At 63.7% G+C, this 24,763-nt stretch carries 28 protein-coding genes; 14 read left to right on the top strand and 14 right to left on the bottom strand.

Annotation, left to right across the window (positions count from 1 at the left end; translation table 11 throughout):
- Nucleotides 1–636: 636 nt before the first annotated feature.
- Nucleotides 637–1,077: a hypothetical protein gene (locus YY7_RS0128155; protein WP_028166134.1), complete on the bottom strand. Its 441-nt coding sequence runs from the start codon at nt 1,075–1,077 to the stop codon at nt 637–639.
- 211 nt (nt 1,078–1,288) lie between these two features.
- Here YY7_RS0128155 and YY7_RS0128150 point away from each other — a divergent pair, with 211 nt between their 5' ends.
- Both YY7_RS0128150 and YY7_RS0128145 read left to right on the top strand, forming a co-directional pair.
- The gene (locus YY7_RS0128150; RefSeq protein WP_028166133.1) at nt 1,289–2,056 is read left to right on the top strand and encodes an SDR family NAD(P)-dependent oxidoreductase; all 768 of its coding nucleotides are present in this window, start codon (nt 1,289–1,291) and stop codon (nt 2,054–2,056) included.
- Between the two features lie 161 nt (nt 2,057–2,217).
- Nucleotides 2,218–2,469 carry a helix-turn-helix domain-containing protein gene (locus YY7_RS0128145; protein ID WP_028166132.1) on the top strand — a complete coding sequence of 84 codons (252 nt, stop codon included), beginning with the start codon at nt 2,218–2,220 and terminating at the stop codon, nt 2,467–2,469.
- 11 nt (nt 2,470–2,480) lie between these two features.
- Here the strand turns inward: YY7_RS0128145 and YY7_RS53120 are convergent, their stop codons facing one another.
- Entirely contained in the window at nt 2,481–2,723 is a 243-nt protein-coding gene (locus YY7_RS53120; protein WP_051396973.1) for a hypothetical protein, read from the bottom strand.
- 163 nt (nt 2,724–2,886) lie between these two features.
- Here YY7_RS53120 and YY7_RS0128135 point away from each other — a divergent pair, with 163 nt between their 5' ends.
- On the top strand, nt 2,887–3,402 hold the full coding sequence (locus tag YY7_RS0128135; protein WP_028166131.1) for a collagen-like protein: 516 nt from the start codon (nt 2,887–2,889) through the stop codon (nt 3,400–3,402).
- Between the two features lie 37 nt (nt 3,403–3,439).
- Here the strand turns inward: YY7_RS0128135 and YY7_RS0128130 are convergent, their stop codons facing one another.
- Nucleotides 3,440–3,706 carry a DUF2277 domain-containing protein gene (locus YY7_RS0128130; RefSeq protein ID WP_028166130.1) on the bottom strand — a complete coding sequence of 89 codons (267 nt, stop codon included), beginning with the start codon at nt 3,704–3,706 and terminating at the stop codon, nt 3,440–3,442.
- A 145-nt stretch (nt 3,707–3,851) separates the two neighbouring features.
- Between YY7_RS0128130 and YY7_RS0128125 the strand changes: the two genes are divergently transcribed.
- Both YY7_RS0128125 and YY7_RS0128120 read left to right on the top strand, forming a co-directional pair.
- The gene (locus YY7_RS0128125; protein ID WP_028166129.1) at nt 3,852–4,097 is read left to right on the top strand and encodes a DUF2188 domain-containing protein; all 246 of its coding nucleotides are present in this window, start codon (nt 3,852–3,854) and stop codon (nt 4,095–4,097) included.
- A gap of 86 nt (nt 4,098–4,183) precedes the next feature.
- On the top strand, nt 4,184–4,789 hold the full coding sequence (locus YY7_RS0128120; RefSeq protein ID WP_028166128.1) for a pyridoxamine 5'-phosphate oxidase family protein: 606 nt from the start codon (nt 4,184–4,186) through the stop codon (nt 4,787–4,789).
- A 142-nt stretch (nt 4,790–4,931) separates the two neighbouring features.
- Here the strand turns inward: YY7_RS0128120 and bfr are convergent, their stop codons facing one another.
- Together bfr and YY7_RS0128110 are read right to left on the bottom strand one after the other, a co-directional pair.
- On the bottom strand, nt 4,932–5,417 hold the full coding sequence (gene bfr, locus YY7_RS0128115) for a bacterioferritin (RefSeq protein WP_028166127.1): 486 nt from the start codon (nt 5,415–5,417) through the stop codon (nt 4,932–4,934).
- A gap of 134 nt (nt 5,418–5,551) precedes the next feature.
- On the bottom strand, nt 5,552–5,815 hold the full coding sequence (locus YY7_RS0128110) for a (2Fe-2S)-binding protein (protein WP_028166126.1): 264 nt from the start codon (nt 5,813–5,815) through the stop codon (nt 5,552–5,554).
- Between the two features lie 261 nt (nt 5,816–6,076).
- On the opposite strand from YY7_RS0128110, the gene YY7_RS0128105 reads away from it, so the two are divergent.
- Both YY7_RS0128105 and YY7_RS0128100 read left to right on the top strand, forming a co-directional pair.
- Nucleotides 6,077–6,400 (top strand): hypothetical protein, encoded by a 324-nt coding sequence (locus tag YY7_RS0128105; RefSeq protein ID WP_028166125.1) that lies wholly within the window; start codon nt 6,077–6,079, stop codon nt 6,398–6,400.
- 233 nt (nt 6,401–6,633) lie between these two features.
- A complete protein-coding gene (locus YY7_RS0128100) occupies nt 6,634–6,915 on the top strand; it encodes a hypothetical protein (protein ID WP_028166124.1) in 282 nt (93 codons plus the stop codon).
- A gap of 80 nt (nt 6,916–6,995) precedes the next feature.
- Here YY7_RS0128100 and YY7_RS0128095 read toward each other — a convergent pair whose 3' ends face one another.
- The 3 genes from YY7_RS0128095 to ettA form a co-directional block, all read right to left on the bottom strand.
- A complete protein-coding gene (locus tag YY7_RS0128095; protein WP_028166123.1) occupies nt 6,996–8,195 on the bottom strand; it encodes a lytic murein transglycosylase in 1,200 nt (399 codons plus the stop codon).
- Nucleotides 8,196–8,340: 145 nt separating this feature from the next.
- Nucleotides 8,341–8,928 carry a TIGR00645 family protein gene (locus YY7_RS0128090; protein ID WP_028166122.1) on the bottom strand — a complete coding sequence of 196 codons (588 nt, stop codon included), beginning with the start codon at nt 8,926–8,928 and terminating at the stop codon, nt 8,341–8,343.
- A gap of 107 nt (nt 8,929–9,035) precedes the next feature.
- Nucleotides 9,036–10,685 carry an energy-dependent translational throttle protein EttA gene (gene ettA / locus YY7_RS0128085; RefSeq protein WP_028166121.1) on the bottom strand — a complete coding sequence of 550 codons (1,650 nt, stop codon included), beginning with the start codon at nt 10,683–10,685 and terminating at the stop codon, nt 9,036–9,038.
- A gap of 252 nt (nt 10,686–10,937) precedes the next feature.
- Here ettA and YY7_RS0128080 point away from each other — a divergent pair, with 252 nt between their 5' ends.
- A complete protein-coding gene (locus YY7_RS0128080; protein ID WP_028166120.1) occupies nt 10,938–11,129 on the top strand; it encodes a hypothetical protein in 192 nt (63 codons plus the stop codon).
- 217 nt (nt 11,130–11,346) lie between these two features.
- Complete coding sequence (locus YY7_RS0128075; protein WP_028166119.1) at nt 11,347–12,309, top strand: D-2-hydroxyacid dehydrogenase family protein; 963 nt, start codon at nt 11,347–11,349, stop codon at nt 12,307–12,309.
- Here YY7_RS0128075 and YY7_RS53115 read toward each other — a convergent pair whose 3' ends face one another.
- A complete protein-coding gene (locus tag YY7_RS53115; RefSeq protein WP_245287447.1) occupies nt 12,310–13,287 on the bottom strand; it encodes a sugar-binding transcriptional regulator in 978 nt (325 codons plus the stop codon).
- Between the two features lie 114 nt (nt 13,288–13,401).
- Here YY7_RS53115 and YY7_RS0128065 point away from each other — a divergent pair, with 114 nt between their 5' ends.
- The gene (locus YY7_RS0128065; RefSeq protein WP_028166118.1) at nt 13,402–14,607 is read left to right on the top strand and encodes an ABC transporter substrate-binding protein; all 1,206 of its coding nucleotides are present in this window, start codon (nt 13,402–13,404) and stop codon (nt 14,605–14,607) included.
- Entirely contained in the window at nt 14,607–15,917 is a 1,311-nt protein-coding gene (locus YY7_RS53110) for an amidase (protein ID WP_245287446.1), read from the top strand. The genes YY7_RS0128065 and YY7_RS53110 overlap by 1 nt, the downstream gene beginning before the upstream one ends.
- 16 nt (nt 15,918–15,933) lie before the next feature.
- On the opposite strand, the gene YY7_RS0128055 is transcribed toward YY7_RS53110, so the two are convergent.
- The gene (locus YY7_RS0128055) at nt 15,934–16,902 is read right to left on the bottom strand and encodes an NAD-dependent epimerase/dehydratase family protein (protein ID WP_028166117.1); all 969 of its coding nucleotides are present in this window, start codon (nt 16,900–16,902) and stop codon (nt 15,934–15,936) included.
- 137 nt (nt 16,903–17,039) lie between these two features.
- Nucleotides 17,040–18,251 carry a L,D-transpeptidase family protein gene (locus tag YY7_RS0128050; protein WP_028166116.1) on the bottom strand — a complete coding sequence of 404 codons (1,212 nt, stop codon included), beginning with the start codon at nt 18,249–18,251 and terminating at the stop codon, nt 17,040–17,042.
- A gap of 303 nt (nt 18,252–18,554) precedes the next feature.
- On the opposite strand from YY7_RS0128050, the gene YY7_RS53105 reads away from it, so the two are divergent.
- Nucleotides 18,555–19,331 (top strand): hypothetical protein, encoded by a 777-nt coding sequence (locus tag YY7_RS53105; protein WP_035691103.1) that lies wholly within the window; start codon nt 18,555–18,557, stop codon nt 19,329–19,331.
- A gap of 10 nt (nt 19,332–19,341) precedes the next feature.
- On the opposite strand, the gene sseA is transcribed toward YY7_RS53105, so the two are convergent.
- From sseA to YY7_RS0128030, 3 genes are all read right to left on the bottom strand, one after another.
- Nucleotides 19,342–20,199, bottom strand: a complete 858-nt coding sequence (sseA, locus tag YY7_RS0128040; RefSeq protein ID WP_028166115.1) for a 3-mercaptopyruvate sulfurtransferase — start codon at nt 20,197–20,199, stop codon at nt 19,342–19,344.
- Between the two features lie 128 nt (nt 20,200–20,327).
- Nucleotides 20,328–20,741, bottom strand: coding sequence for a rhodanese-like domain-containing protein (locus tag YY7_RS0128035; protein WP_028166114.1), 414 nt, complete (start codon nt 20,739–20,741; stop codon nt 20,328–20,330).
- A gap of 134 nt (nt 20,742–20,875) precedes the next feature.
- Entirely contained in the window at nt 20,876–22,051 is a 1,176-nt protein-coding gene (locus YY7_RS0128030; protein WP_028166113.1) for a vWA domain-containing protein, read from the bottom strand.
- 228 nt (nt 22,052–22,279) lie between these two features.
- Here YY7_RS0128030 and YY7_RS0128025 point away from each other — a divergent pair, with 228 nt between their 5' ends.
- Entirely contained in the window at nt 22,280–23,122 is an 843-nt protein-coding gene (locus YY7_RS0128025; protein ID WP_028166112.1) for an AAA family ATPase, read from the top strand.
- Nucleotides 23,123–23,199: 77 nt separating this feature from the next.
- Nucleotides 23,200–24,702, top strand: a complete 1,503-nt coding sequence (locus tag YY7_RS0128020) for a flavin-containing monooxygenase (RefSeq protein WP_028166111.1) — start codon at nt 23,200–23,202, stop codon at nt 24,700–24,702.
- Nucleotides 24,703–24,763 lie beyond the last annotated feature (61 nt).

Genomic DNA, 24,763 nt, shown 5'->3' with positions numbered 1-24,763 from the left:
CGTCGGGCAAATCAGTGATTTAACTCCGCGCGTCTCACGGCGGATGAGGGGCGGCTCGCGATCGTCACGAACGTTGCGGTGAGATGCGGTGGACGTGAAGCGTGTGACTGACGAGCACGCGCGTCGCGGACGGCGAAGTCGTGTGGTCCTGGCGCCCCGACGCTGGCGCTAAGCTTGTTGCGCGAAGAAATCCGCGCGAGAGGCGATGGTGGCAAGAAAAGCCCGGTCACCAAGGAGAGCACGAAGGAAACCGTAACACCATCGCGCAGGGAAAGCCGGAATGCTTCGGTTGAACCTGTGGTCCTACCCCCGTGCTTTTTGTTGCACGGGACCCACGGGTGCAACCAGCACCCGGCTTTCCCTGCGCCCTCTAGTCGATGAGAGGGTGAAACGAAACGCAAAGCTCGGACGCAAAGCGCCGCGAGAACGCGGACTCACATCTCCTCCGCTGTTTGAAATTTGAATCAGAACTCACAATGACAAAGGAGAGCGACGCGCTCCAATCCATCCCCTCACCCTGAGGAGGTCGCGGAGCGACCGTCTCGAAGGGCGAGGCCACCGGCGGGGCCTCATCCTTCGAGACGCGGCGAAGACGCCGCTCCTCAGGATGAGGGGCAAACGGCTCTCCGCGCCTCGCTACTTCATCGTGATCGCGAGCCCGCTCAAATCGGCATTCGCCATCAATCCGACCTGGTGGCCGGCGAGTTCGAGCACGGCGCCCTTCTGGTTGGTGAGCACGATGGCGCGGGCGCCGCCGCCGATTGCAAGGCCGGCGCCGGCTGCGCCGTAGACACCGGCGACATCGGAGGGACGATTGATGTTGCTGACGCGGCCGCGCAGCACCGTCTTCGAGCCGCCGAATACCAGGCCGTAGTCGAGGCCGCCGACCGACAGCGGATATCTGCGCCCGTGAAAATTCAACACGCCGCCACCGCCGGAGCCGCCGATGATCCAGCCTGCCTTGTAGATCGTGAGCGAGACAGTGCCGCCGTCGGCATGGGCGGCCGAGGAGAGAATGGCGCCGGCGAAAGCGGCCAGCGCGAGGAGCGCGGCGCGAAAGGCGGATGGCAGTTTCATATCAAGGTCTCCGGGATTTTCTTGGAAAGCATCAATGGCGACGGATCGATTCGCACATTGCGAAGTGTAGCGCGGATGCAGGATGGAGCGAGAATCCGTAGGGTGGACAAAGCCAACGGGGCGCGCGTTCGCGCAACCCGTTGGCTTTGCCCTCCCTACAAAATGGATTAGCCTCTCCGCGGCGTCCAACAGCAAGCAAGAGGAAACATCCATGGCCCTTCTCGAAAATCATATCGCCGTCATCACTGGCGGAGGCTCCGGCATCGGCCGCGCGATCGCAGTCGGCTATGCGCGCGAAGGCGCTCGCGTCGTGCTGCTCGATGTCAACGAGAGTGCGGCGGCGGAAGTGGCGAGGGAGATCCGCGACGCCGGCGGGAAGGCCGACAGCTTTGCGCTCGACGTCACCAGGCGCGAGGATTGCATCGCGCTTGCAAAGGAGATTTCCGGCAAGATCGGGCAGGTCACGATCCTCGTCAACAATGCCGGGATTACGCGACGCAACGGCATGCTCGGCGCGGACGAGGCCGTGATCAAGGATTGGGAAGACATCATCGCGATCAACCTCACCGGCGTCTTCAACGTGACGCATGCGTTCCTGCCGCAGATCCGTGCGGCGCAGGGACGCATCGTCAACATCGGATCGATCCAGTCCTTCGTGCATGTGCGCACGCCGAGCTCGCCCGCCTACACGGCCTCAAAGCACGGCGTGCTCGGCTTCACCCGCGCGCTCGCCGCCGAGCTCGGCAAGGAAGGCGTGCGCGTCAACGCGATCGGCCCCGGCTTCATCGAGACGCCGCTGAACGCCCAGACGCGTGCGAGCAATCCGGAGCTCGTGAAGAGCTTCATCGCGCACACGCCGCTCGGCCGCGCCGGCAAGGCGGAGGATATCGTGGGGCCTGCGATCTTCCTCGCCTCCGACCTGTCGGCTTATGTCACGGGATCGATCGTGATGGTGGATGGCGGCTACCGGGCGGTGTGAGCATCGCGCGTGCGGGAACCCGTGCGCAAATGTGGATGGTAGCGATCCCGTTAATCGTTTGTTAACCATCTGCGGCCACCGTCTCGCGCGGGCGCGGGGTTTGTTCGTTCTCGATGTTTCCGATTCGCGATGTTGCGAACGGGCGTTGCTCGGGAGGTGTCATGTCCTATGTGTCCACGCAGCCCCTGCCGGAGATTCCGGCGTCCTCACTGGCCCCCAACGAAATCGTGCCGCTCCTGATCGGAGCCACCGTCGGCGAGGTCGAGCGCGAGCTGGTGCTGCAAACCCTGATCCGCTGCAATGGCAACCGCACGCGCGCCGCGCGCGTGCTCGGCGTTTCCGTGCGCACGCTGCGCAACAAGATCAGGAGCTATTCGGCCGACGGCATCGAGGTGCCCGCGCCGAACGATTAGTCGGAATTGCCTCAAGCGTGCGATCGCGTGCTTCTCACCCAGGCGCCGAGCGTGATGACGAACGAGATCACCGCTACGCTTCCCGCGATCAGCACGATCGCTCGCAGCACGAAAGCGGTCTCCACCAGCAACAGCGGCTGCGGCTCCTCGGCATAGGCGATCGGCACGATGTCGGGCACGAGCAGCCGCTCGGCGCCCAAGGCAATCGCGAACAGGATCAGCGAGAGCAAGAAGATCTTCCAGCCTGCGTTCATGGCTTCGCTCCCGTCCCGCCAGCCACACTCCCGAGGATGCCATGCTGCCGCGCGATCGCATCATTGATGTTGATCAATGCGGCAAGGGCGGCTCGCGGAATTGAAGCGGTCGTCAAACGCCGCTAAAAAACGCGCGGGCGCAATTTTATTTCGGAGTGCAGCAGTGGCCGATGATGCTTCCAGCCGGCGCGGAGCAGCGGGCGCGCCGGGCCCACGCGGCCGGCCCGGCGAACAAGGGCGGCCGGGACCGCAGGGACATCCCGGCCGGCGCGGCCCCGATGGCGCGCGCGGCAAGCCCGGCCCGCAAGGCAAGCCGGGAGCGCAGGGCAAACCTGGTGCGCAAGGGAAACCTGGCGCGCAAGGCAAGCGCGGTGAACCGGGCCCGCAGGGAGCGCCGGGCCTGCAAGGTCCCGCCGGACCGCAGGGACCTGCCGGTCCGCGCGGCGAGCCGGGCCCGCCCGGGCAATTGCCGTCGATCGAACAGGTGATGCCGTGGCTGCACATGATCTTCGACGCCTGGGAGGACTACCGCCGCCAGCGCGAGCAGGAGGCGGCCGAGCGCGCAGCATTGGCTGCGGCCGTGGCCGAGCAGCCCGACGGCCTCGAGGATCCCGATGATGATGATGATGACGAGGATCGCAAGGACAAGAAAAAGAAGAAGCACAAGGACAAGAAATAGGCCGCGCGTCGATCGCGCAGGTCACGCCCGCCGCAGCTCACCCGAACCGCAAGCGCGAGCGCTCCTTGGCCTTCTCCGCCTCGATCTCGCGGTCGCGCGCCGGCGCCGTGGTGTGTAGCGAGACGAGAAGCCGGCGTGCGGCGTCTGAGACCTCGGCGACAGCGCGATCGAAGGCGGCTTCATTGGCCTGCGACGGCTTGTTGAAGCCGGACAGTTTGCGCACGAATTGCAGTGCGGAAGCGTGGATCTCGTCCTCGGTCGCCGGCGGCTCGAAATTGAACAGCGTCTTGATATTACGGCACATGCTTTGCTCCTGTCACCGGCGGCCCGGGCCCGTTGCCTGCCATAAGGACGATTGGTCCATGGAAATTCCGACATCATCGCCTATTCTGTCATGAAAGCGCCGGTGGCTTCACCCCTGCCGGTGCCAACGATGAAGCGAGTTCCCGATGAGCCATGTGATCTACAAGATCGTCGAACATGACGGCGGATGGGCCTACACCGTAGACGGCGTGTTTTCCGAACCGTTCGCGACCCATGCCGCAGCGCTGGCGGCGGCCCGGCGTGCCGCCGCCGAGCAGCGCGTGCCGGGCCGCACCGAGGCAATCGAGTATGAAACCCCTGACGGACAATGGCACTCCGAGACCGCTGCCGGCAGCGACCGCCCCGAGACGGATGTCGAGGATCGCGGCTGACAATGAGCCTGCTTCCTCCGGCACGGGATGACGGCGGAATTTGGCGATGATACGCTTGTCAAAAATACGACATATGGAGATCGCCCGTGACCGACCTTGCCGCTGCCGACCTCGCCTCGATCTATCAAAAACCGACTGCGCGCGTGATCGCGAAGGCGCGGCCGGAGATCGATGTGCATGCGAGGAAGTTCATCGGCATGTCGCCGTTCTGCGTGCTGGCGACCTCCGGCTCCGACGGCAGCGTCGATGCCTCGCCGCGCGGCGGCAATCCGGGCTTCGTCAGCGTCGCCTCGCCAAACCTGTTGCTGATGCCGGACCGCTCCGGCAACAACCGCATCGACAGCTTCCGGAACATCGTCGCGGGCTCAGGCTTCGTGCAGCTTATCTTCTTCGTGCCGGGGATCGACGAGACATTGCGCGTCGGCGGCAAGGGACGCCTCTCGGCCGATCCGGAGCTATTGGCCTCGATGGTGGAATTCGGCAAGCCGCCGCGCGCGGTGCTGCGCATCGACGTGACGGAAGCCTATTTCCACTGCGGCAAGGCTTTGATGCGCTCGAAACTGTGGTCGGCGGACACGCGCGTCGAGCGCAAGGTCTTCCCGAGCATCAGCCAAGTGATCCACGACCAGACCACGCTCGGCGAGCCCGAAAGCCAGGCGATGGTGGAAGAGCGCTACAAGACGCAGCTCTAGAGAAACTCGCGGCGAGCGCTTGCATTCGCAATCGTCATGCCCGGGCTTGTCCCGGGCATCCACGTTTTGGAGACCGTAAGAATGCGCGGATGGCCGGGTCGAGCCCGGCCATGACGCAAAACCGATGCTGGCGCGTCCCGCCTCAGTCCTCGCTCTCGAGATGGCCGACGTGCTTCTGGGTGTAGAGCTCAAGGCCGATACGCTTGATCAGATCGAGCTGGGTCTCGAGGAAATCGATGTGATGCTCCTCGTCCTTCATCAGGTCCTCGAACAGATCGCGGCTCACATAGTCCTTCACGCCGTGGCAGTAGGTGGCGGCTTCCTGGTAGAGCGCGCGGGCGCCGATCTCGGCGGCGAGATCACACTCGATGATCTCCTGGACGTTCTGGCCGATCCGCAAGGGATCGAGCACCTGCATGTTGGGGAAGCCGTCGAGGAACAGGATGCGGTCGGTGAAGCGGTCGGCGTGGTGCATCTCCTCGATCGATTCCTTGCGCCAGACCTTGGCCATTTCCAGGAGGCCCCAGTTGTTCAGGATGCGATAGTGCAGCCAGTACTGGTTGATCGCCGTGAGTTCGCTGCGCAGGCCCTTGTTGAGATATTCGATGACCTTAGGGTCGCCCTGCATAGTCCACTCCAAATGTTTAAAGGCCCAAAGCGGGCCCGATTCCAACTTTAGAACGCTTCTAAATCAGATTATGAACGAGAGCAACCCTCCTCTGGGAGGGCATCTGCGAAGAGATCTGAGGAAATCCCGGCGGCTCAGCAGGCGGCTAGCGCGAACTCTGTATTGGCGACGTCGTCGACGGCCTCATGGCTGTGCGGGCAGCCGGCACAGCAGGCCTTGGCACATGGGCCAAGCGCCTCGTCGATGATGGTCTTGATGGTCCGGGCGCAGCGCCCGCATTCGGCACTGCAGCCGAGGCAGCCGTAAAGCTGCTTGGTATTCCGCGGCAACGACCCGCTGACGCTCACCGCATTGCGGACGTCGTGGTCGCTGAGGACGTTGCAGGAACAAACGATCATCGAAAAGGCGGGTCCGGTCGGTGATGCTGACCTAAGAGATATTGAAGGCGAGCAAGCGACGCAAAAGGAAAAACGGGAATTTGAAGCAATTCCAAACTGATGACGGAGGTAACTTGGAATGAATCTAAGTGTGATCCGCGGGCACGCCGGTCATCACTTCTCGGGCCATCCGCTGCGGCGTTCATTGATCGTTACAGGGAAATGTGGAACTCTGGTCAGGACCAGTGCCCCAAAGTGGATGACTTGAAGAAAGGTGAGGCCATGAGGAAGACATTGCTCGGATTTGCCGCCATTGCATTGGCTGGCGCGCTCGTGGCGGCACCTCCTCCGGCGCATGCGCAGCGCGGCGTTGCCGCGGGCGTCGCGGCCGGACTTATCGGTGGAGCCCTGATCGGCGGGGCGATCGCTTCGCAGAACGGGTACTACGGTCCCGGTTACTCCTACGGTCCCGGGTATTCCTACGCTCCTGGCCCCGGCTATTACGTCGCCGACCCCTACGAGTACGGGCCGCCCTGCGCCTGGCAGCGCCAGCGCTTCTGGGACGGCTATGGCTGGCGGGTGCGCAACGTGCGCGTCTGCTATTAACGCGCATTCACCTTCATTAAATCTCGCACAGGATGCTGGAAAACCCGCGATTTTCCGGAACCTGAACGGCTTATGGCCAGAAAAAACCGTTTTTTTCAGGCCATTAGCCCGCTGAAGTTTACTTTCGATTGACTGTTGTGCGCTCTTTTTGCGACACGGGATTTCGAAACCAGCGTGCGAGTCATCGTTAAACCCGGCGTCGGCTGAAGGCGCCATCCAGGAGAGCCCAAGACATGAAGAAGACATTAGCTGCCTTCGTCGCGGTCGCAACGATTGCCGGTTCGCTGGCTGTCGCGCCGGCCGCCAAGGCCGGAGACGGCCAGATCGCAGCCGGCGTGGCCGGCGGCCTGATTGGCGGCGCCCTGCTCGGTGGCGCGATTGCTGCGAGCCGTCCGGCTCCGGTCTATGTCGCACCGGCGCCGGTCTACGTTGAAGAAGCTCCGTGCCGCCTGGTTCGCGAGCGCTTCTGGGATGGCTACGGCTGGCGTTTCCGCCGCGTTCAGGTTTGCGACTAATCTGACCGGCTCATCGAGCCACTGAATCAAGACCCGGCCGACGTCCAGGCCGGGTTTTTGTTTGCCCTTATCGCCGACGGCTACCTCGCCGCCGTCATCGCGCGCAGCACCGCTTCACTCGGCCAGCAGTCGACCTTCAGGCCTGCCGATTTCTGGTAGGCGCCGAGCGCGGCACGGGTCTGCATCCCGGCCTTGCCGTCGAGCTTGTCCTTGTAGAGACCGATCCGCGTGAGATGGCGCTGCATCGCCTCGACATCGGCGGTGCGCAATTGCGTCGTCGCCGACCAGGGCGTGGCGAACGGCTGCGGGCTCGTCATGCGGTCAGCGAGATGGCCGACGAACAGCACGTAGAGATCGGAGAAATTGTATTCCTTGATGACGAAGTAGTTCTTCGTGGTCAGGAATGCGGGGCCATAGATGCCCTCGGGCTGCAACAGCGAGGCGGGCTGCGCCTGCTCGGTCGCATTGAGCTTCTGTCCGCGCACCGGCTCAAAGCCCGCGCGCAGCCAATCACCGATCGGCTTCGTCACTTCCGGCACGCCCATCGTGCAATCGACATTGGCCGGCGCCTTCACCTCGTAGGCCCAGCGCACGCCCTTCTGCCAGCCCTTGTTGACGAGCTGCTGGGCGGCGGACGCGAGCGCATCGGGCACCGAGTGCCAGATGTCGATGCGGCCATCGCCGTCGAGATCGATGCCGTGCTTGTAATATTCGGACGGCAGGAACTGCGTGAACCCGGTGGCACCAGCCCAGGATGAGCGCATTTCCTGGCGTGTCACCGCACCCTCGCCGAGGATCTTCAGCGCAAGAATGAACTCCGTGCGGTACTGGTCCTTGCGGCGGCCGACATAGGCCTGTGTCGCCACCACGCGCAGCGTGTCATAGGGCAGCTTGTAGCGGCCATAATCGGTCTCTCGCCCCCAGATCGCGAGCACCACGGTCGCCGGCACGCCGAAGCGATTTTCGATCTCGTTGAGGTCAGCACGATATTTCTGCATCAGCCGCTGCCCTTCGGCCGCAAGCCGCGCGATCGAAGCTTCCTTGACGTAGTCCGCCGGCACCTGGACGAATTCGGCCTGCGACGGCGCGCCGGTCGCGGGACGGCCCGGCAAGATCAGATCCGGCAGCTTGTAGTCAGGCTCGAGCCCGCGCGTCTCACGATCGAACGTCGCGCGCGACACGCCGGCGGCCTGCGCCTCCGGCCAGAGTGAGGCGATGAATTGGCTGAAGGCGGCATCGGCGGCGTGGGCCGGCGAGGCCGTTGGTAACACCAAGAACAGAAAGCCGAAGGCGAGCGTGCGGAGGAATGGCAAGTCGAGCGGCTTGTTCACTCAGCGGTCCAATCGAAGTGCTGTCCCGTTTCCGACGCGGACATCAGCCGCGCCCCGTCCATGAACCTAGCACGACCTCGCAAGCGCCGCACCCTTAATGATGTCCGGCCGACTGCTTGGCGCCTTCGATCGACGCATTCGACAGCTTGTCGACGAGGGCTATGCCGATCGCGGACAGGATGAAGACGGTGTGGATGATGGTCTGCCACATCACGCCGGTCTCGGTGTAGTTGGTCTTGCCCGACGTCAGCGCGCCGGCCTCGATGAAGGTGCGCAGCAGGTGGATCGAGGAGATGCCGATGATCGCCATCGCCAGCTTGATCTTGAGCACGCTGGCGTTCACGTGGCTCAGCCATTCCGGCTCGTCGGGATGTCCCTGCAGGTTGAGACGCGAGACGAAGGTCTCGTAGCCGCCGACGATCACCATCACTAGGAGGTTCGAGATCATGACGACGTCGATCAGCCCGAGCACCGCCAGCATGATCTGCTGCTCGCTGAAATCGAAGGCATGAGCGAACAGGTGCCACAGTTCCTTGACGAACAGCACCACATAGACGCCCTGGGCGATGATCAGCCCGACATAGAGCGGCAATTGCAGCCAGCGCGATCCAAAGATCAGCATGGGAACCGGGCGCAACGAAGCGATCTTCGGCGGCGCGGGGGCGTCGGAGGTGGCAGACATTATGAATTGCTCGCAGCAGTATCGGGGATTGCGGAGCGCTATATCTACGCAATCTCGTCGTGGTGGAAAGCGACAACTGGCCGCAGCAGATCGTCGCTAAAGTGCCGTCACCGCGTCAGCTTCTTGTACTTCACGCGATGCGGGATGATCGAATCCTGGCCAAGGCGCCGCATCTTGTCCTTTTCGTAATCCTGGAAATTGCCTTCGAACCATTCGACATGGCTGTCGCCTTCGAAGGCGAGGATGTGGGTGGCGATGCGGTCGAGGAACCAGCGGTCGTGGCTGATGATCACGGCGCAACCGGCGAAATCCTCCAGCGCCTCTTCGAGCGCGCGCAGCGTGTCGACGTCGAGGTCGTTGGTGGGCTCGTCGAGCAGCAGCACATTGGCGCCGGATTTCAGCATCTTGGCGAGATGCACGCGGTTGCGTTCGCCGCCTGAGAGCGCGCCGACCTTCTTCTGCTGGTCGGCGCCCTTGAAGTTGAAGGCCGAGCAATAGCCGCGCGAATTCACCTCGCGCTTGCCGAGCAGGATCAGTTCGTTGTTGCCGGAAATCTCCTCCCACACGGTCTTGCTGCCGTCGAGCGCGTCGCGCGACTGGTCGACATAGCCGAGATGGACGGACTCCCCGACCGTGATCGTGCCCTGGTCCGGCTTCTCCTGCCCGGTGATCATGCGGAACAGCGTGGTCTTGCCGGCGCCGTTCGGACCGATCACGCCGACGATGCCGCCCGGCGGCAGCTTGAAGGTCAGATTGTCGATCAGCATGCGGTCGCCGAACGACTTCGTCAGGCCCTCGAAGTCGACGACGTTCTGCCCGAGCCGCTCGGCCACGGGGATGACGATCTGCGCAGTCTGCGTCTGCTTCTCGCTCGCCTTCTTGAGCAGTTCCTCGTAGCGCTGGTAGCGCGCCTTGGACTTGGCCTGGCGTGCCTTCGGCGAGGACGCGATCCACTCCTGCTCGCGCGCCAGTGTCTTCTGATGCGCCGCGTCCTCGCGGCCCTCCTGCTCGAGCCGCTTCTGCTTTTGCACCAGCCAAGAGGAATAGTTGCCCTCATAGGGAATGCCGCGGCCCCGATCGAGCTCGAGGATCCAGCCCGTGACGTTGTCGAGGAAGTAGCGGTCGTGGGTGACGATCAGGATCGCGCCGGGATATTGCCGCAGATGGCCTTCGAGCCAGGATACGGACTCGGCGTCGAGATGGTTGGTCGGTTCGTCCAGTAGCAGCAGTTCGGGCTGGTCGAGCAAGAGCCGACACAGCGCTACGCGGCGGCGCTCGCCACCGGAGAGCTTTGTGACGTCGGCGTCGTCGGGCGGACAGCGCAACGCGTCCATCGCCTGATCGACCTTGCTGTCGAGATCCCAGAGGCCCTGTGCCTCGATCTCGTCCTGGAGCTTGGTCATCTCGTCGGCGGTCTCGTCCGAGTAGTTCACCGCCAGCTCGTTGTAGCGGTCGAGGATCGCCTTCTGCTTGGCGACGCCCTGCATCACGTTCTCGCGGACGCTCAGCGTGGCATCGAGGTGCGGTTCCTGCTCGAGGTATCCGACGCGGGCGCCCTCGGCGACCCAGGCTTCGCCGGTATAGTCCTTGTCGATGCCGGCCATGATCTTGAGCAGCGTCGATTTACCGGCGCCGTTGACGCCGAGCACGCCGATCTTGGCGTCCGGATAGAAGCTCAGGTGGACGTTATCGAGCACCTTGCGGGTCGGGTAGCTCTTGGTCAGACCTTGCATGAAATAGACGAACTGGCGGGCCATTGAGTCCCCTGGAATCGGCAGGATTTATGGAAATTTTGCTGCCGCCGATGTAGCCGCCGGGCCCTCAAAGCGCAACCGCACACCGCGCGTTTTCCATCCGTTCACCCCGATGAATACGGGATCGAAACCATGTGTGCGCAAGATGACGACAATTGAAACCATCTTTTAATGAATCGGGCGAAATCTCGTTTTCAGCATCGAAAACGGCATTTTGCGCGAGAAAGCCGCGCATGACCAACAGAGGGCTGTGTCATGGCAACAAGCACGTCCCTGCCCGCCCCGGCGGCCAGCCGCACCGGCCTTACGAAGATTGTCGCCGAATTCCGCACCTTCTGGCGCCAGTTCTTCGCCAGGGCATTCAACCCCTACCGGCCGGAACTGCACTATATGCGCGGACCCGGGCCGGCCTGGCGCGCCAAGCACAGAAGCCGGTTGCGATCATGATCCGATGAGGCGATCGGATCATGATCTCATCTCTTTGTTTGAGCATGATCTTTTCGGAAAACCGGTTTCCACTTTTCCGGACCATGCTCTGAACCTGTCGGATATTTGAAGCCGGCGTTCCCTGAACTCCGCTTGCGCGACCCAACGATTGCGCGCAACCATAGCGATCTCCCCTGACGGTATTCTCGCCGTCCTTTCGCCATGAACGGGTTCATCGATGACGCGGCTGCGCTGTGCAATCCTCGACGACTATTTCGACCTGTCACTTTCGATCGCCGACTGGTCAGAGATCAAGGACCGCGTCGACGTCACCGTGTTCAGGGAGCCGTTTGCGAGCGAGGCGGCTGCCGCGAGCGCGCTTGCCGATTTCGAGATCATCTGCGCGATGCGCGAGCGCACCGCATTTGCGCGCACGCTGTTCGCGGCGCTGCCCAAGCTGAAACTCCTGCTGACATCAGGCATGCGCAATGCCGCGATCGATGTGGACGCCGCCAAGAATCACAAAGTGGTGCTGTGCGGCACGCAATACAGCCGCGACCCGACCGCGGCGCTGACGCTCGGCCTGATCCTGGAACTCACCCGCGGCATCGGCCGGGAAAACGCGCGGATGCATGCAGGCGAGCCCTGGCAGACCTTTGCCGGCGTCGAGATCGAGGGCCGCACGCTTGGCGTGGTGGGGCTCGGCAAGCTCGGCAGTCGGGTGGCGAAGCTCGCGCAGGCGTTCGGCATGAACGTCATCGCCTGGAGCCCCAACCTGACGGCCGAGAAATGCAAGGAGGCCGGCGTCGGCTATGCCAGCAAGGAGGAATTGTTTGCGACCGCCGACATTGTCACCATCCATGTGGTGCTGAGCGAGCGCTCGCGCGGCCTGGTGGGTGCCGCCGATCTCGCGCGGATGAAGCCGACAGCCTATCTCGTCAACACCGCGCGCGGGCCGATCGTCGACGAGAACGCGCTGCTGGAGGTTCTCGCGCAAAAGAAGATCGCGGGCGCGGGCATCGACGTGTTCTCGGTCGAGCCGCTGCCGGTCGACCATCCGTTCCGCAGGCTCGACAACCTCGTGCTCACCCCGCATCTCGGCTACGCGACCCAGGAGAGCCTCGGCATCCACTACGGCCAGATGGTCGAGTGTATCGATGCCTGGACCAAGGGCAGCGAACCTCCGCGCCGACTGGCTTGATCACCGTTCTTCGCAAAGGGCGGTCGCAACCCGTTCATCCGTGATCAGAATGTCGGCCAGCCCGGCGCGGATCGCCGCGCTGATGATCGGGAGCTTCTGAAGACCGCCGGCGGCAAGGATGCGCTCGCGTACCGCCTTCAGATCGCTCATCGGCGGATGGATCACGCGCCGGGTCAGGGGATGCGTCACCGCGTTGCCGTCCTTATCGAGATAGTGGCCGCAGATATCGCCGACCGCGCCGGCGTCGCGCAGCGATTGCCACGTCTCGCGCGATATCACGCCATATTCCAGCGCTTTCGATTGTTCGGACAGATCAATGGCGCTGAACAGGGCGATATCCAGCCCTGCTACCATTGCGAGAACCGAGCGCACTGGCTCACTGGAAACCAGCGCATCACGGAGCTGTGCCGTTGCCGCGAACATCGGCGCGGTCACGTAGTAGCATGTCGCACCCAACGCGCGCGCCATCATCGCCGCGTTGTCGTAAGGATTGATCGCCGTGCTTTCGGCAAGCCCGCCGCACAACAGGACGACACGGCAGCCGTCGCCGGAACGCCGCCGCAGATTTTGCGCGGCCATGTTGATGGTGCCACCCCAGGTGATGCCGAGAGTCCCGGCAGGCGGCAGGTGCTCGGAGATATAGTGGCCGGCGGCGGCGCCGACGAGGTTGCGGACGTCAGTGTCACCAATCGGCGCGGGCACGACGATGGCGCCTCGCAGCTTGAAACGTGCAGCGAGGCGGGCCTCAAGTTCGCTGCAAGGACCGAAGGGACTGGCAATTGAGATCTGGACGACGCCGCGCTCCCGCGCCTCTCCGAGGATCTGGTTGACCCGCTTCCGCGTGATTTTCAGGTGCTGCGCGATGACGTCCTGGGTCTGCCCCTCCTTGTAGTAGTGCCAGCAGATGCGGGCGACCAACGCGTCCCCGTTCTCCACTTCCGGCCCGAACGTTTCGATTTCCGTCGCCTGTCTGGTCACGCTGTTCCTCATCGAATCTTCGTCACTAGCCAATAATCACATATGTACCCACATTGTCACATATGTGTAGCAGCGGATTGTTAGGCTCCGCCGCACCTCACGCGGAGCAGCGAAATGTACCGAAAAATCCTGATTTCAATTGCACTTAGCTCAATACTCACGTCGCCGGCCTTCTCTCAGTTCTCGGACAATAAGGTCGTCATCGGGGTCATGGGCGATCAAAGCGGCGTAGTCTCCGACGTCGGCGGGCCGGGCTCGATCAAGGCCGCGCGAATGGCCGTTGCCGATTTTGGCGGCTCGATCGACGGGGTCCCGATCGAGATCATCACCGCGGATCATCAGAACAAGCCGGATGTCGCCTCAGCCATCGCACGCGAGTGGTTTGACCGGCAAGGCGTCGACGCCGTTGTCGACCTGCCCCATTCGGGCGCGGTGTTCGCACTGATGACGATCGCGACCGAGAAGAAGCGGTCGCTCCTGGTATCGGGTGCCGCTAGCGTCGAGATTACCGGCGGACGCTGCTCGCCCTACGTGACCCATTGGACCGACGATACTTACGCACTGGCGCGCGGCACGGCTGCAGCGCTGACCGAGCAGGGGCAGAAGTCCTGGTTCTTCCTCACCGCCGACTACGCGTTCGGCCACGACCTGGAGAAAGACGCCAGCGCCGTGGTGCAGGAGCGCGGCGGCAAGGTGCTCGGCAGCGCGCGCCATCCGCTCAACACAGCCGATTTCGCCTCGCTGTTGCTACGTGCCCAGAGCACGAACGCGCAGGTCGTCGCGCTCGCGAGCGCCGGCGCCGACACCGTCAATGCGATCAAGCAGGCCGGCCAGTTCGACATCATGCGCACGCAGAAGATCGCAGCGCTCCACGCTTTCGTCACCGATGTCCACAGCCTCGGCCTCGAAGCGGCGCAGGGGCTGATCATCACCACGGGATTCTATTGGGATGACAGCGACGGCACCCGCGACTTCGCGCAGCGCTTCTTCAAGGAACACGGCCGAATGCCGACCCGCGAACAAGCCGGCGTCTATTCCGGCGTGCTGCATTTCCTGAAGGCCGCGAGAAGCGCCAAAAGCGACGATGCCGCGATCGTCAATGCCGAGATGCGCCAGCTTCCGGTCGATCGGTTCGGGCGGCAGGCTGTCGTGCAGCAGAACGGCCGCCTCGCCTATGATCTCGGCGTCTATCGCGTGAAATCGCCGGCGGCGAGCCGGCAGCCCTGGGACTATTACGAGCGGATCGCCACCGTTCCCGCCGCGACCGCGTTCCGCCCGGCCGCCGGATCGGGCTGCAGCATCACAGCCTCGGTTCGATGATGACCGGCTCTGTGCTTCCAAACCACCTGTCGGCCAGCATGCTGGCCGACAGGATCAAGCGGGGCGAGACAAGCGCGCTCGATTTGATGAATGCCTGCCTGGACCGGATCGCCGCGCGTGAGCCCGACGTCAGGGCGTGGGCTTTCCTCGATGCGGAGCGGGCGCGCGAAGAGGCGCGGCGTGCCGACGAGCACCGCGCATCAGGTGGGCCGCTCGGCGCACTGCACGGCCTGCCGATCGGGGTGAAAGACGTATTCGACACCGCCGACATGCCGTCCGAATATGGCAGCGAGACGCTTCGCGGCCGGCGGCCAAACGCCGATGCGGATGCCGTGGCGGCGCTGCGCCGCGCCGGTGCAATCATTGTCGGCAAGACCGCGACATCCGAATTCGGGATGTACCATCCGAGCCCGACCCGCAATCCTCAGGACCTGTCGCGCTCGCCGGGCGTGTCGTCGGCGGGTTCTGCCGCCGCCGTCGTCGACCACATGGTGCCGCTGGCGCTCGGCACGCAACACACCGCTTCGACCACCCTGCCCGCCTCGTTTTGCGGCGCGTTTGCGTTCAAACCCTCGTTGGGTTTCACCTCAATGGCGGGATCGAACGTGCTGGTGCCGCGCATGGCGCATCTCGGCCTGTTGGCCCGCTCGATCGGAGACTTGTGCCTTTTCGCCGGCGTGTTCGATTCCGCGTTAGCGGCTGTCCAGCCTGCGGCCTCCGCACCCCGTCTTGGCGTGGTCAAGGGGCCAGGCTGGAAGCTGATCGACGACAACGCGGGGAAGGCATTCGAGACATTCATCCAGTCACTGCCGACCGCGACCGTCGAGGTCGAACTCCCACTTGAATTCGATCAGGCACTCGATGTCACCTTCGGGCTGCTCAACGCGCATCTCGCCTATCGTTTCGGCTCGGAGCCGACTGAGACCATCCGCCGCTATTGCGCGCCGCTGCAGCGGGGCATCGAAGCCGGCCACACCATCAGCGCGGCGAGCTACCTTACGTTCGATGCGGAGGTGGACCGTCTCGTTGAACTTGCCTCGCGTACGTTCATCCAACATGATGCGTTGATCACCCTGTCGGCGCCGGGCGAGGCGACCCGGCTGGAAGATGGGCCGGGCTCCGGTGTCATGTCGATGCCGTGGAGCCTCTGCGGTCTGCCGACCGTTTCGCTGCCACTGCTCAGAGGCCATCAGGGACTTCCAATCGGCGTCCAGCTCATCGGCGCTCGCGGGCGCGATCGTGACTTGTTGCGCATCGCCGGTTGGCTCGAGAATGCAACCCGCGAAAGCGCTGATGAGGCGGACGTCTGAGCGTCGCATTACCAGCTCAAGCGGCAGCGCTGTGGCCACTGGAGTGCCCGACGATTTCGGCACAGCCGGTGCGCCAGGACGGATGCGCCGGGTGCCAGCCGAGTTCGCGCCTGGCTTTGACGTTCGAGCCCGCCCGCACCTCGGTCATCATCGCCACCACATGTTCGCCGGCGAGCAATCGGCCGAGCCAGATGGGCACATGGAATGGCGGCTTAGCGCCGACGATCGCGGCAAGCGCCGGCAGCCATTCGCTGACTTCCGCGGGCTCATCGTCAACGATGTTGTAGATATTGCCGGCCTCGCCGCGCTCGATGGCGGCAACGGTGGCGGATGCCGCGTCGGCGACATGAATGAAAGACCACCAGCCGCCACCATCGCCGATCATCGGCACGCGGCGGCGCCGCAATTGATCGATCATCGCCCGCGACAGTATGCCGGTGTCGGGACCGTAGAACGATCCGTATCGGAGCACGATTCCTTCCGGCTGATCCGAGCCGGTGACGGCGCGCTCCAGATGTTGGATCGCTTCCAGCGTGCGTCGAAGTTCCTGCGGCGGATCGGGATCGAGCGGATCGGACTCGGTTTTGACAGGTGCACCGGTTCGGCCATAGGTCCAGCCACAGAAGCTTTGCGCGACGAAACGCCTGACACCGGCTTCGCGCGCGGCCGCCAGCAGGCAATCGGTGCCGAGCGTGCGCAGCCGGTTGGTGACAGCGAAGGCGCGATCGAAATGGCGGAGATCGGTAACATCGGCGAGGTCGGTCATCTCGTGGACGATCACCTCGGGCTGCTTCGCAATGACCGCCGCGCGGACAGCCTCTGCATCGAGGCCATCGACGATGACGGGCTCGACGCCCATCTGCCCGATCGCCTCGGCTTTCGCTGCTGTTCGCGTCGTGCCGATCACCGAATGGCCGGCCCGGATCAGGGCGGGAACGAGTTGTCGGCCAATAGCGCCGGTGGCGCCTGCAACAAGGATGCGCATGGCATTGTCCCACGTCGGTTGCAGCCCTCTGGCACGTAATCCAGCCGAACACGAATTCAAGCGCGGGAATTTGACAGAAGCGCAAAACAAAAAAGGCGCGCTGTTCGCGCGCCTTTTGATGTTGGACTGTAATCGCCCTAGCGGATCGTGACCGGGGCCGGCAGCGGCGGCACCGTGGTCGGCTGGGTGCCCGGCAGCGGTGCGGCGGCCTGCGCCTGGGTCGGCGCTGGGGCGGCCGCAACGGGCCCGCCGGGCGGCGGCGCAGCGGAGGCGGTGGCGGTTCCAGGCGGCGGACCACCCGGCAGCACCACGACGCGGGTGCCGACCTTCACGCGCTCGAAGAGGTCGGAGACGTCCTCATTCAGCATGCCGATGCAGCCGGAAGAGACGAACTTGCCGATCGTCGAGGGCTGGTTGGTGCCGTGGATGCGGTACACGGTCGAGCCGAGATACATCGCGCGCGCGCCGAGCGGATTGCCGGGGCCGCCGGCCATGAAGCGCGGCAGGTAGGGTTGACGCTCGATCATCTCGGTGGGCGGATACCAGTCCGGCCACTCCGCCTTGCGGCTGATCTTCTGCACGCCGGTCCAGGTGAAGCCATCGCGGCCGACGCGAACGCCGTAGCGCATCGCGCGGCCGCCGCCCAGGATGTAATAGAGGTAGGTGTTCGACGTATCGACCACGATGGTGCCTGGCGGCTCCTTGGTCGCGAACGAGACTTCCTGGCGGCGCAGGTTCGGCGGCAATTGCACGGGAGCGGCCTCCGGCTGCTCCTCCGGCGGCAGCGCCGCGACCGTCATCGGCCTGCCGTCGCTGCCGACCTGAGGCTGCTGCGACACGGCGCCGGTGACGGCGGGCGCACCACCCGCCGCGCCCACCGACTCGGGCGGACGCATGGCGCGATCATCGGGATAGTTGTAACTCTGCGCCGGCCCTTGGGGACGATCGGCATAGATCACCGCCGGCGGGCCTGCCGGACGGCCATAGCGCGGATCATCCGGCGACATGACCGGGCCGGTCGGCACGGTCCGATCCGAATAGACCGGCGGGGGCGCGCCCATCGGGCGGCCATAGCGGGGATCGTTGGGCGAAAGCACTGGTCCGGGCGGCGACAGCGACGCCGAACTCTGGCCGTTCGGCGCCTCGTCGTCCTCCTCAAAGACATCGAAATCCGATGGCCGGCGGTCGTCGCGCACGTAGCCGGGGGGCGGCGGCGGATACGAGCCCTGAGGAGCGGAATAGACCGGACCAGGCCCTGCGGGGTAGCCCTGCTGCGCCTGCGCAACCGAAGTTCCTGCCGCGCCGAGCGCTGCGGCAGCACAAATCGTCAGAATGCGGTTGATCATCATCGCTCTTGTATAGTCCCCAAGCCACACCGGACCGTTAACGGCACTTGAAGGAAGATAGCGGCGCATTCAAGACAATTCCGCGAAATCCGGGCCGAATCGGTCATTTTGTGATTGAGGAGTGATCGCTGCGGCAAAGATGCCTCACCGTCAGGGAAAAGTTATTCCGGGGGACTACGGGCGTCATTGCTTTGACATTGGTTGCGATATCCTCGAATCGGCCTGATTCGCTGCCCGCGAGCGGCCCTGTGATCACCGCGTTTCCTCTGGCTCAACAGAACACTTCGGCAAAGACGGAACCGCGCCATGCTTCCCGGCCTTCGTTTCCTGTTCGCGGCAATCGTGCTGTCGACGTCGGTCCTGATCTTCGGACTTGGCGCTGCCGCGCTGCTCCGGGCTGCCCATGAGGAAGTCGCGAGCATCCCGGCGCGACGCAGCCCGCCGGAGCCCGTCTTCGCGCAAGCTCAAACACAAGTTCAAGCGAAGCCGCCGACGCTCGCCATGCTGCGCGTCGAGGCGCCCGCAGCAGAGACAACAGAAAAGGCGCCGGACAGCGCCGAGACGTCCCCTGCTCCGACCGCAGCAACCGCCGATGCTCCCGCGCCGGCCGAGCCCGAGCAGATGGCCGCCGTGAAGCCCGAGGAGACTGCCTCAACCGAGACGCCGCCGGCCGAACCGCCTCTAGCAGATGCTCCGGAACCCCAGGCGCCGACGGCGGCAGCCCAGACGGAAACTCCTTCGCCCGCCGAAGAGGCCAAGCGTGCGGCGGTCGCAGAGGTCCCGCCCGCGAACGACGCCGCGCCGGCCGCACCCGAGGCGCCGACCTCAGCGGAAGCGAGTCCGGCGGCGACCAAGATCGCCACGCTGGGCGGCCCCGCGGTCACTGTCGAGCAAACGACATCAGCAAAGAGCGCGGATGCGAAGCCGGATCAAACCGCGGCCAAGAAGCGTGCACGGGCGGAGCGTGCCAGGGAGCGCCGGCGCGTCGCGGCGCAGCAGCAACGCCTGGCGCCGCAGGTCATTCCGCAGCAGCAGACTTTCGATCCGTTCGGCCAGCCGGTGTTCGTGCGCCCCACGCGCTGATCGTCTGCAATCACGCAGGTCCCGTCGCGATCGGCGGCCCGTCCTGCAATCCCCATTCGGCCCAGGAACCGTCATAGAGCGCACTGCCGCGCACGCCGAGCCGATAGAGCGCGAGCGTCAGCACCAGCGCCGACACGCCAGAGCCGCAACTGGTGACGATCGGCTTTGCCGTATCGACGCCGGCGGACGCAAATGCCTTGCGCAATTCATCGAGCGGCTTCATCGCCCCGGTCTTGGCATCGAACAGGTCGGCATAGGGAACGTTGTGGCTGCCTGGGATGTGTCCGGAGCGCCGGCCGGGCCAGGGCTCGACCACGGTGCCCTCGAACCGCGGGCGCGGCCTCGCGTCGATCACCTGCTCCTTCCTGGTCTCGATATTACCGAGCAATTGCTCCTTGCTGCGCACGAAGCTCGGATCGAACCTGGCTTGGAATTTTCCAGGCTTCGGCGTGACGGGCCCGGTTTCCGTCGGCCGCCCCTCGGCCTTCCACTTCTGCAAGCCGCCGTCGAGCACCTTCACGTTCGGATGACCGAACGACAGGAACATCCACCACGCTCGCGGCGCGGCAACCCAGCCGCCAGCATCATAGGCAACCACCGTGTCGCCCGAGGAGATGCCGAGCGCGGAGACGTCCTGCGCGAACTGCTCGGCGGCCGGATACATATGCGGGCGCGGGTCGTTCTTGTCGGCGATCGCATTGACATCGAAGAACACTGCACCGGGAATGTGGGCGGCGATGAAATCGTCGGCCGGCAACGGCAGCACACCCGGCATCTTGTAGGAGGCGTCGATCACCTTGACCTTGGGATCGCCGAGGTGGGCGGCAAGCCAGTCGGTGGAGACGAGCGGGTCTTCGGTAGTGGTCATCTAGCGATATCCTTCAGCTTGCGTCATGGCCGGGCTTGTCCCCCCCATCCACGTCTTCGCCTGCGTCGCCCGAGGGCGTGGATGCCCGGGACAAGCCCGGGCATGACGGTGGTGGCGGTGGCGACCACCTAGTCTTTCTTCTTCGGCTCCCACTTCTCGATCGGGCCGCCGGCATCGCGCCAGGCGGCGAAACCGCCGCCCATATGGGCGACCGGCTTCAGCCCCATGTCCTGCGCGGTCTTCGCAGCCAGGGCCGAGCGCATGCCGCCGGCGCAATGGAAGATGAACTTCTTGTCCTCTTGGAAGATCGGCTTGGCGTAAGGGCTCGCCGGATCGATCCAGAACTCGAGCATGCCGCGGGTGCACGAGAAGGCGCCCGGGATCTTGCCGTCGCGCTCGATCTCGCGGGGATCGCGGATGTCGACGATCACGACATCGTCGTTCGGGAGGATCTTGATCGCATCGGCCGCACTGATGGTCTCAATCTCGGCATTGGCTTCGTCCATCATCTGCTTGATGCCGCGGTGAATGGTCTGGGACATGGGGCTCTCCCTTGATTGTTGTTTGTCATTCCGGGGCGATGCGTAAGCATCGAACCCGGAATCTATTCCTCCGCCGGCGCAAGTGGCTAAATGGATTCCGGGCTCGTCCTTCGGACGCCCCGGAATGACGAGAGCTATCGTACCAGTTCCTTCATCGCATTCTCCAGACCTTCGATCGTGATCGGGTACATGCGCTCGGAGAAGATGCGGCGGATGATGGTGGTCGATTCCGAATAGTCCCAGTGCTTCTGCGCCACCGGGTTGAGCCACACCGCGTGCGGATAGGTGCGGATGATGCGATCGAGCCAGATCGAACCGGCCTCCTCGTTCACGTGCTCGACCGAGCCGCCGGGGACCATGATCTCGTAAGGCGACATGGAGGCGTCGCCGACGAACACCACCTTGTAGTCGTGCGGGTACTTGTGCAGCACGTCCCAGGTCGGGGTGCGATCGGTGAAGCGCCGCTTGTTCTGCTTCCAGACGCCCTCATAGAGGCAGTTGTGGAAGTAGAAATATTCCATGTGCTTGAATTCGCTCTTGGCGGCCGAGAACAATTCCTCGACCTGCTCGATATGCGAATCCATCGAGCCGCCGATATCAAAGAACACCAGCACCTTCACCGCATTGCGCCGCTCGGGGCGCATGTGCACGTCGAGATAGCCGTGATTGGCGGTTTCCTTGATCGTGGTGTCGAGATCGAGCTCGTCGGGGGCGCCGGTGCGGGCGAACTTGCGCAAGCGTCGCAGCGCGACCTTGATGTTGCGGATGCCGAGCTCGACATTGCCGTCGAGATCCTTGAACTCGCGCTTGTCCCACACCTTCACGGCGCGGTTGTTGCGGTTCTTCTCCTGGCCGATGCGGATGCCTTCGGGATTGTAGCCGTGAGCGCCGAACGGCGACGTGCCGGCGGTGCCGATCCACTTGTTGCCGCCCTGGTGCCGGCCCTTCTGTTCCTCCAGACGCTTGCGCAACGTCTCCATGAGCTTGTCCCAGCCCATGGCTTCGATCTGCTTCTTCTCTTCCTCGGTGAGGTATTTTTCCGCGAGCTTCTTCAGCCATTCCTCGGGGATCTCAGCCTTGTCCATGGCATCGAGCAGGCTCTCCAGCCCCTTGAACACGGTGCCGAAAACGCGGTCGAACTTGTCGAGGTTGCGCTCGTCCTTCACCAGCGCGGAGCGCGACAGGTAATAGAAATTCTCGACGCTCTGCTCGGCGAGGTCGGCGTCGAGCGCCTCCATCAGCGTCAGATATTCACGCAAGGTCACGGGGACCTGGGCATCGCGCAGCGATGTGAAGAATTGCAGGAACATGTTCCATAGATTGCCCGTCACCGTCGCGCCGTCAAGGGCACCCGGGGTCTTTAGGACAGCATCACGGGTTCGGCACTGAGGTGCGAGGATCATTCCGCACGGCGGAAGGGCCCGCCTAAATTCAAGGCGCTGGCGGTTAGCTCAGTTGCGTTCAGACGCTGGAATCCACGCTAGACCTGCTTGGTTTTTCCATTAGTATCAAATTGAAACTCATTCTGACGGGGTAGTATGAAATTCACCGGTACCAAGGATTATGTCGCCACCGATGACCTCAAAGTCGCTGTCAACGCCGCCATCGTGCTGGAGCGCCCGCTTCTGGTGAAGGGCGAGCCCGGCACCGGCAAGACGGTGCTGGCCGAGGAAGTCGCCAAGGCGCTCGATGCACCGCTTCTGACCTGGCATATCAAGTCCACCACCAAGGCGCAGCAGGGCCTCTACGAATATGATGCGGTGTCGCGATTGCGCGACAGCCAACTCGGCGACGCGCGCGTCTCGGATATCAAGAACTACATCAAGCGCGGCAAATTGTGGGAAGCCTTCACCAACGAGAAGCGCCCGGTGCTCTTGATCGACGAGATCGATAAGGCCGATATCGAATTCCCCAACGATCTGCTGCTCGAGCTCGATCGCATGGAGTTTTTCGTCTACGAGACCGGCGAGAGCATCAAGGCCAAGCTGCGCCCGATCGTGATGATCACTTCCAACAACGAGAAGGAGTTGCCGGACGCCTTCTTGCGCCGCTGCTTCTTCCACTACATCAAGTTCCCCGATGCGGACACGATGGAAAAGATCGTCGACGTGCATTTCCCCGGCATCAAGAGGCGCCTGGTGGAAGAGGCGTTGCGCATCTTCTTCGAGGTGCGGGAAGTGCCGGGCCTGAAGAAGAAGCCTTCGACCTCCGAATTGCTCGACTGGCTGAAGCTGCTGCTGAACGAGGACATCACGCCGGAAATGCTGCGGGAGCGCGATCCGCGCAAGCTGATCCCGCCGCTACATGGCGCACTGCTCAAGAACGAACAGGACGTGCACCTGTTCGAGCGGCTGGCCTTCCTGAGCCGCCGCGAAGTCTGACGTGACGATTTCCGAAGCGCCGGGAGCACCCCGGCGCTTCGTGCCTATACCAACAAAACAACAAACGAGCAGGGAAGATGAACGTCCAAACGCAGATTCGCGCTGCCGAGCCCGTCACATCTGAGCATTTCGACGTCCTGATCGTGGGCGCCGGAATTTCCGGAGTCGGAGCCGCCTACCACCTGACCACGCAATGCCCCGGGACCAGCTTCGTCGTGCTGGAGACGCAGAAGACTTTTGGCGGCACCTGGAGCACGCATCGTTATCCGGGCATCCGCTCCGACAGCGACCTGCACACCTTCGGCTATCGCTTCAAGCCGTGGACCAGCGCGCCGATCGCAACCGCCGCCGAGATCCTGAAATATATGGGCGAGGTGATCGAGGAGAACGACCTCGCCCGCCACATCCGCTATCGCCACACCATCACGTCGGCGAAATGGTCGAGCGAGACCAATCTGTGGACCATCGACGCCACGCGGACCGACACCGGCGAGCACTTCCGCTTCACCACCAATTTCTTCTGGATGTGCCAGGGTTACTACCGCCATGCCGAGGGCTATACGCCGGAGTGGAAGGACATGGCCAAGTTCAAGGGCCCGATCGTGCATCCGCAGAAATGGCCCGAGGATCTCGACTACAAGGGCAAGCGCGTCGTCGTGATCGGCTCCGGCGCCACCGCCGCGACGCTGATCCCAGCGATGGCCAAGGACGCCGGCCATGTGACCATGCTGCAGCGCTCGCCGACCTATTTCCGGACCGGCCGCAACGCGATCGAGATCGCGGAGCAACTGCGGCAGTTGCAGGTCGACGAGAAGTGGATTCACGAGATCACCCGCCGCAAGATCCTGTTCGACCAGGATGCCTTCACCCGCAAGACCTTCGAGAAGCCTGAAGAGGCCAAGAAGGATTTGCTGTCGGCGGTGGAAGCCTATCTCGGCAAGGACTACGACATCGCCACCCACTTCACCCCGCGCTACCGCCCGTGGCGGCAGCGCATCGCCTTCATCCCTGATGGCGACCTGTTCCAGGGCATCAAGGCGGGCAAGGCGTCCGTCGTCACCGACGAGATCGAACGCTTCACCGAGAAGGGTATCTTGCTGAAGTCCGGCGGGGAGTTAGAGGCTGACATCATCGTCACCGCGACAGGCTTCAATCTGTGCGCCACCGGCGATATCGAGTTCGAACTCGACGGCAAGCCGCTCGATTTCGCCGATACCGTGACCTATCGCGGCATGATGTTCACGGGCGTACCCAACCTCGTCTGGGTGTTCGGCTATTTCCGCGCGAGCTGGACCCTGCGCGTCGACCTCGTCGCCGACTTCGTCTGCCGCCTGCTCACGCACATGAAGGAAACCGGTGCGAAGAAGGTCACGCCGGCGCTGCGGCCGGAGGACCACAACATGCCGATCCTGCCGTGGATCGACGAAGAAAACTTCAACCCCGGCTACATGCTGCGCGGCATGCACCTGTTGCCCAAGCGCGGCGAAAAGCCGGAATGGCAGCACAATCAGGACTACTGGGCCGAGAAGGACGAGTTTCCGACGATCGATCTGGCGGACAAGGCGTTCGTGTACGAGTGAAGGACTTTCCCCTCATGGTGAGGAGGCGCGCAAGCGCCGTCTCGAACCATGAGGCCCCGCC

It is taken from the genome of Bradyrhizobium elkanii WSM2783 (assembly GCF_000472865.1).
Taxonomy (GTDB): domain Bacteria; phylum Pseudomonadota; class Alphaproteobacteria; order Rhizobiales; family Xanthobacteraceae; genus Bradyrhizobium; species Bradyrhizobium elkanii_A.
Note: the sequence above shows the minus strand (reverse complement) of the source record. Positions and strands in the feature narration are given on the sequence as shown.

Coding starts and splice junctions, on each gene's coding strand:
- YY7_RS0128055 (WP_028166117.1), bottom strand. CDS start 16,902: ATGCGCATCCTTGTTGCAGGCGCCACCGGCGCTATTGGCCGACAACTC.
- YY7_RS0128110 (WP_028166126.1), bottom strand. CDS start 5,815: ATGATCGTTTGTTCCTGCAACGTCCTCAGCGACCACGACGTCCGCAAT.
- YY7_RS53120 (WP_051396973.1), bottom strand. CDS start 2,723: ATGAACGCAGGCTGGAAGATCTTCTTGCTCTCGCTGATCCTGTTCGCG.
- YY7_RS0128065 (WP_028166118.1), top strand. CDS start 13,402: ATGTACCGAAAAATCCTGATTTCAATTGCACTTAGCTCAATACTCACG.
- YY7_RS0128150 (WP_028166133.1), top strand. CDS start 1,289: ATGGCCCTTCTCGAAAATCATATCGCCGTCATCACTGGCGGAGGCTCC.
- bfr (WP_028166127.1), bottom strand. CDS start 5,417: ATGCAGGGCGACCCTAAGGTCATCGAATATCTCAACAAGGGCCTGCGC.
- YY7_RS0128075 (WP_028166119.1), top strand. CDS start 11,347: ATGACGCGGCTGCGCTGTGCAATCCTCGACGACTATTTCGACCTGTCA.
- YY7_RS0128155 (WP_028166134.1), bottom strand. CDS start 1,077: ATGAAACTGCCATCCGCCTTTCGCGCCGCGCTCCTCGCGCTGGCCGCT.
- YY7_RS0128025 (WP_028166112.1), top strand. CDS start 22,280: ATGAAATTCACCGGTACCAAGGATTATGTCGCCACCGATGACCTCAAA.
- YY7_RS0128090 (WP_028166122.1), bottom strand. CDS start 8,928: ATGTCTGCCACCTCCGACGCCCCCGCGCCGCCGAAGATCGCTTCGTTG.
- YY7_RS0128030 (WP_028166113.1), bottom strand. CDS start 22,051: ATGTTCCTGCAATTCTTCACATCGCTGCGCGATGCCCAGGTCCCCGTG.
- ettA (WP_028166121.1), bottom strand. CDS start 10,685: ATGGCCCGCCAGTTCGTCTATTTCATGCAAGGTCTGACCAAGAGCTAC.
- YY7_RS0128105 (WP_028166125.1), top strand. CDS start 6,077: ATGAGGAAGACATTGCTCGGATTTGCCGCCATTGCATTGGCTGGCGCG.
- YY7_RS0128050 (WP_028166116.1), bottom strand. CDS start 18,251: ATGATGATCAACCGCATTCTGACGATTTGTGCTGCCGCAGCGCTCGGC.
- sseA (WP_028166115.1), bottom strand. CDS start 20,199: ATGACCACTACCGAAGACCCGCTCGTCTCCACCGACTGGCTTGCCGCC.
- YY7_RS0128130 (WP_028166130.1), bottom strand. CDS start 3,706: ATGTGCCGTAATATCAAGACGCTGTTCAATTTCGAGCCGCCGGCGACC.
- YY7_RS53105 (WP_035691103.1), top strand. CDS start 18,555: ATGCTTCCCGGCCTTCGTTTCCTGTTCGCGGCAATCGTGCTGTCGACG.
- YY7_RS0128125 (WP_028166129.1), top strand. CDS start 3,852: ATGAGCCATGTGATCTACAAGATCGTCGAACATGACGGCGGATGGGCC.
- YY7_RS53110 (WP_245287446.1), top strand. CDS start 14,607: ATGACCGGCTCTGTGCTTCCAAACCACCTGTCGGCCAGCATGCTGGCC.
- YY7_RS0128100 (WP_028166124.1), top strand. CDS start 6,634: ATGAAGAAGACATTAGCTGCCTTCGTCGCGGTCGCAACGATTGCCGGT.
- YY7_RS0128145 (WP_028166132.1), top strand. CDS start 2,218: ATGTCCTATGTGTCCACGCAGCCCCTGCCGGAGATTCCGGCGTCCTCA.
- YY7_RS0128035 (WP_028166114.1), bottom strand. CDS start 20,741: ATGTCCCAGACCATTCACCGCGGCATCAAGCAGATGATGGACGAAGCC.
- YY7_RS0128020 (WP_028166111.1), top strand. CDS start 23,200: ATGAACGTCCAAACGCAGATTCGCGCTGCCGAGCCCGTCACATCTGAG.
- YY7_RS0128080 (WP_028166120.1), top strand. CDS start 10,938: ATGGCAACAAGCACGTCCCTGCCCGCCCCGGCGGCCAGCCGCACCGGC.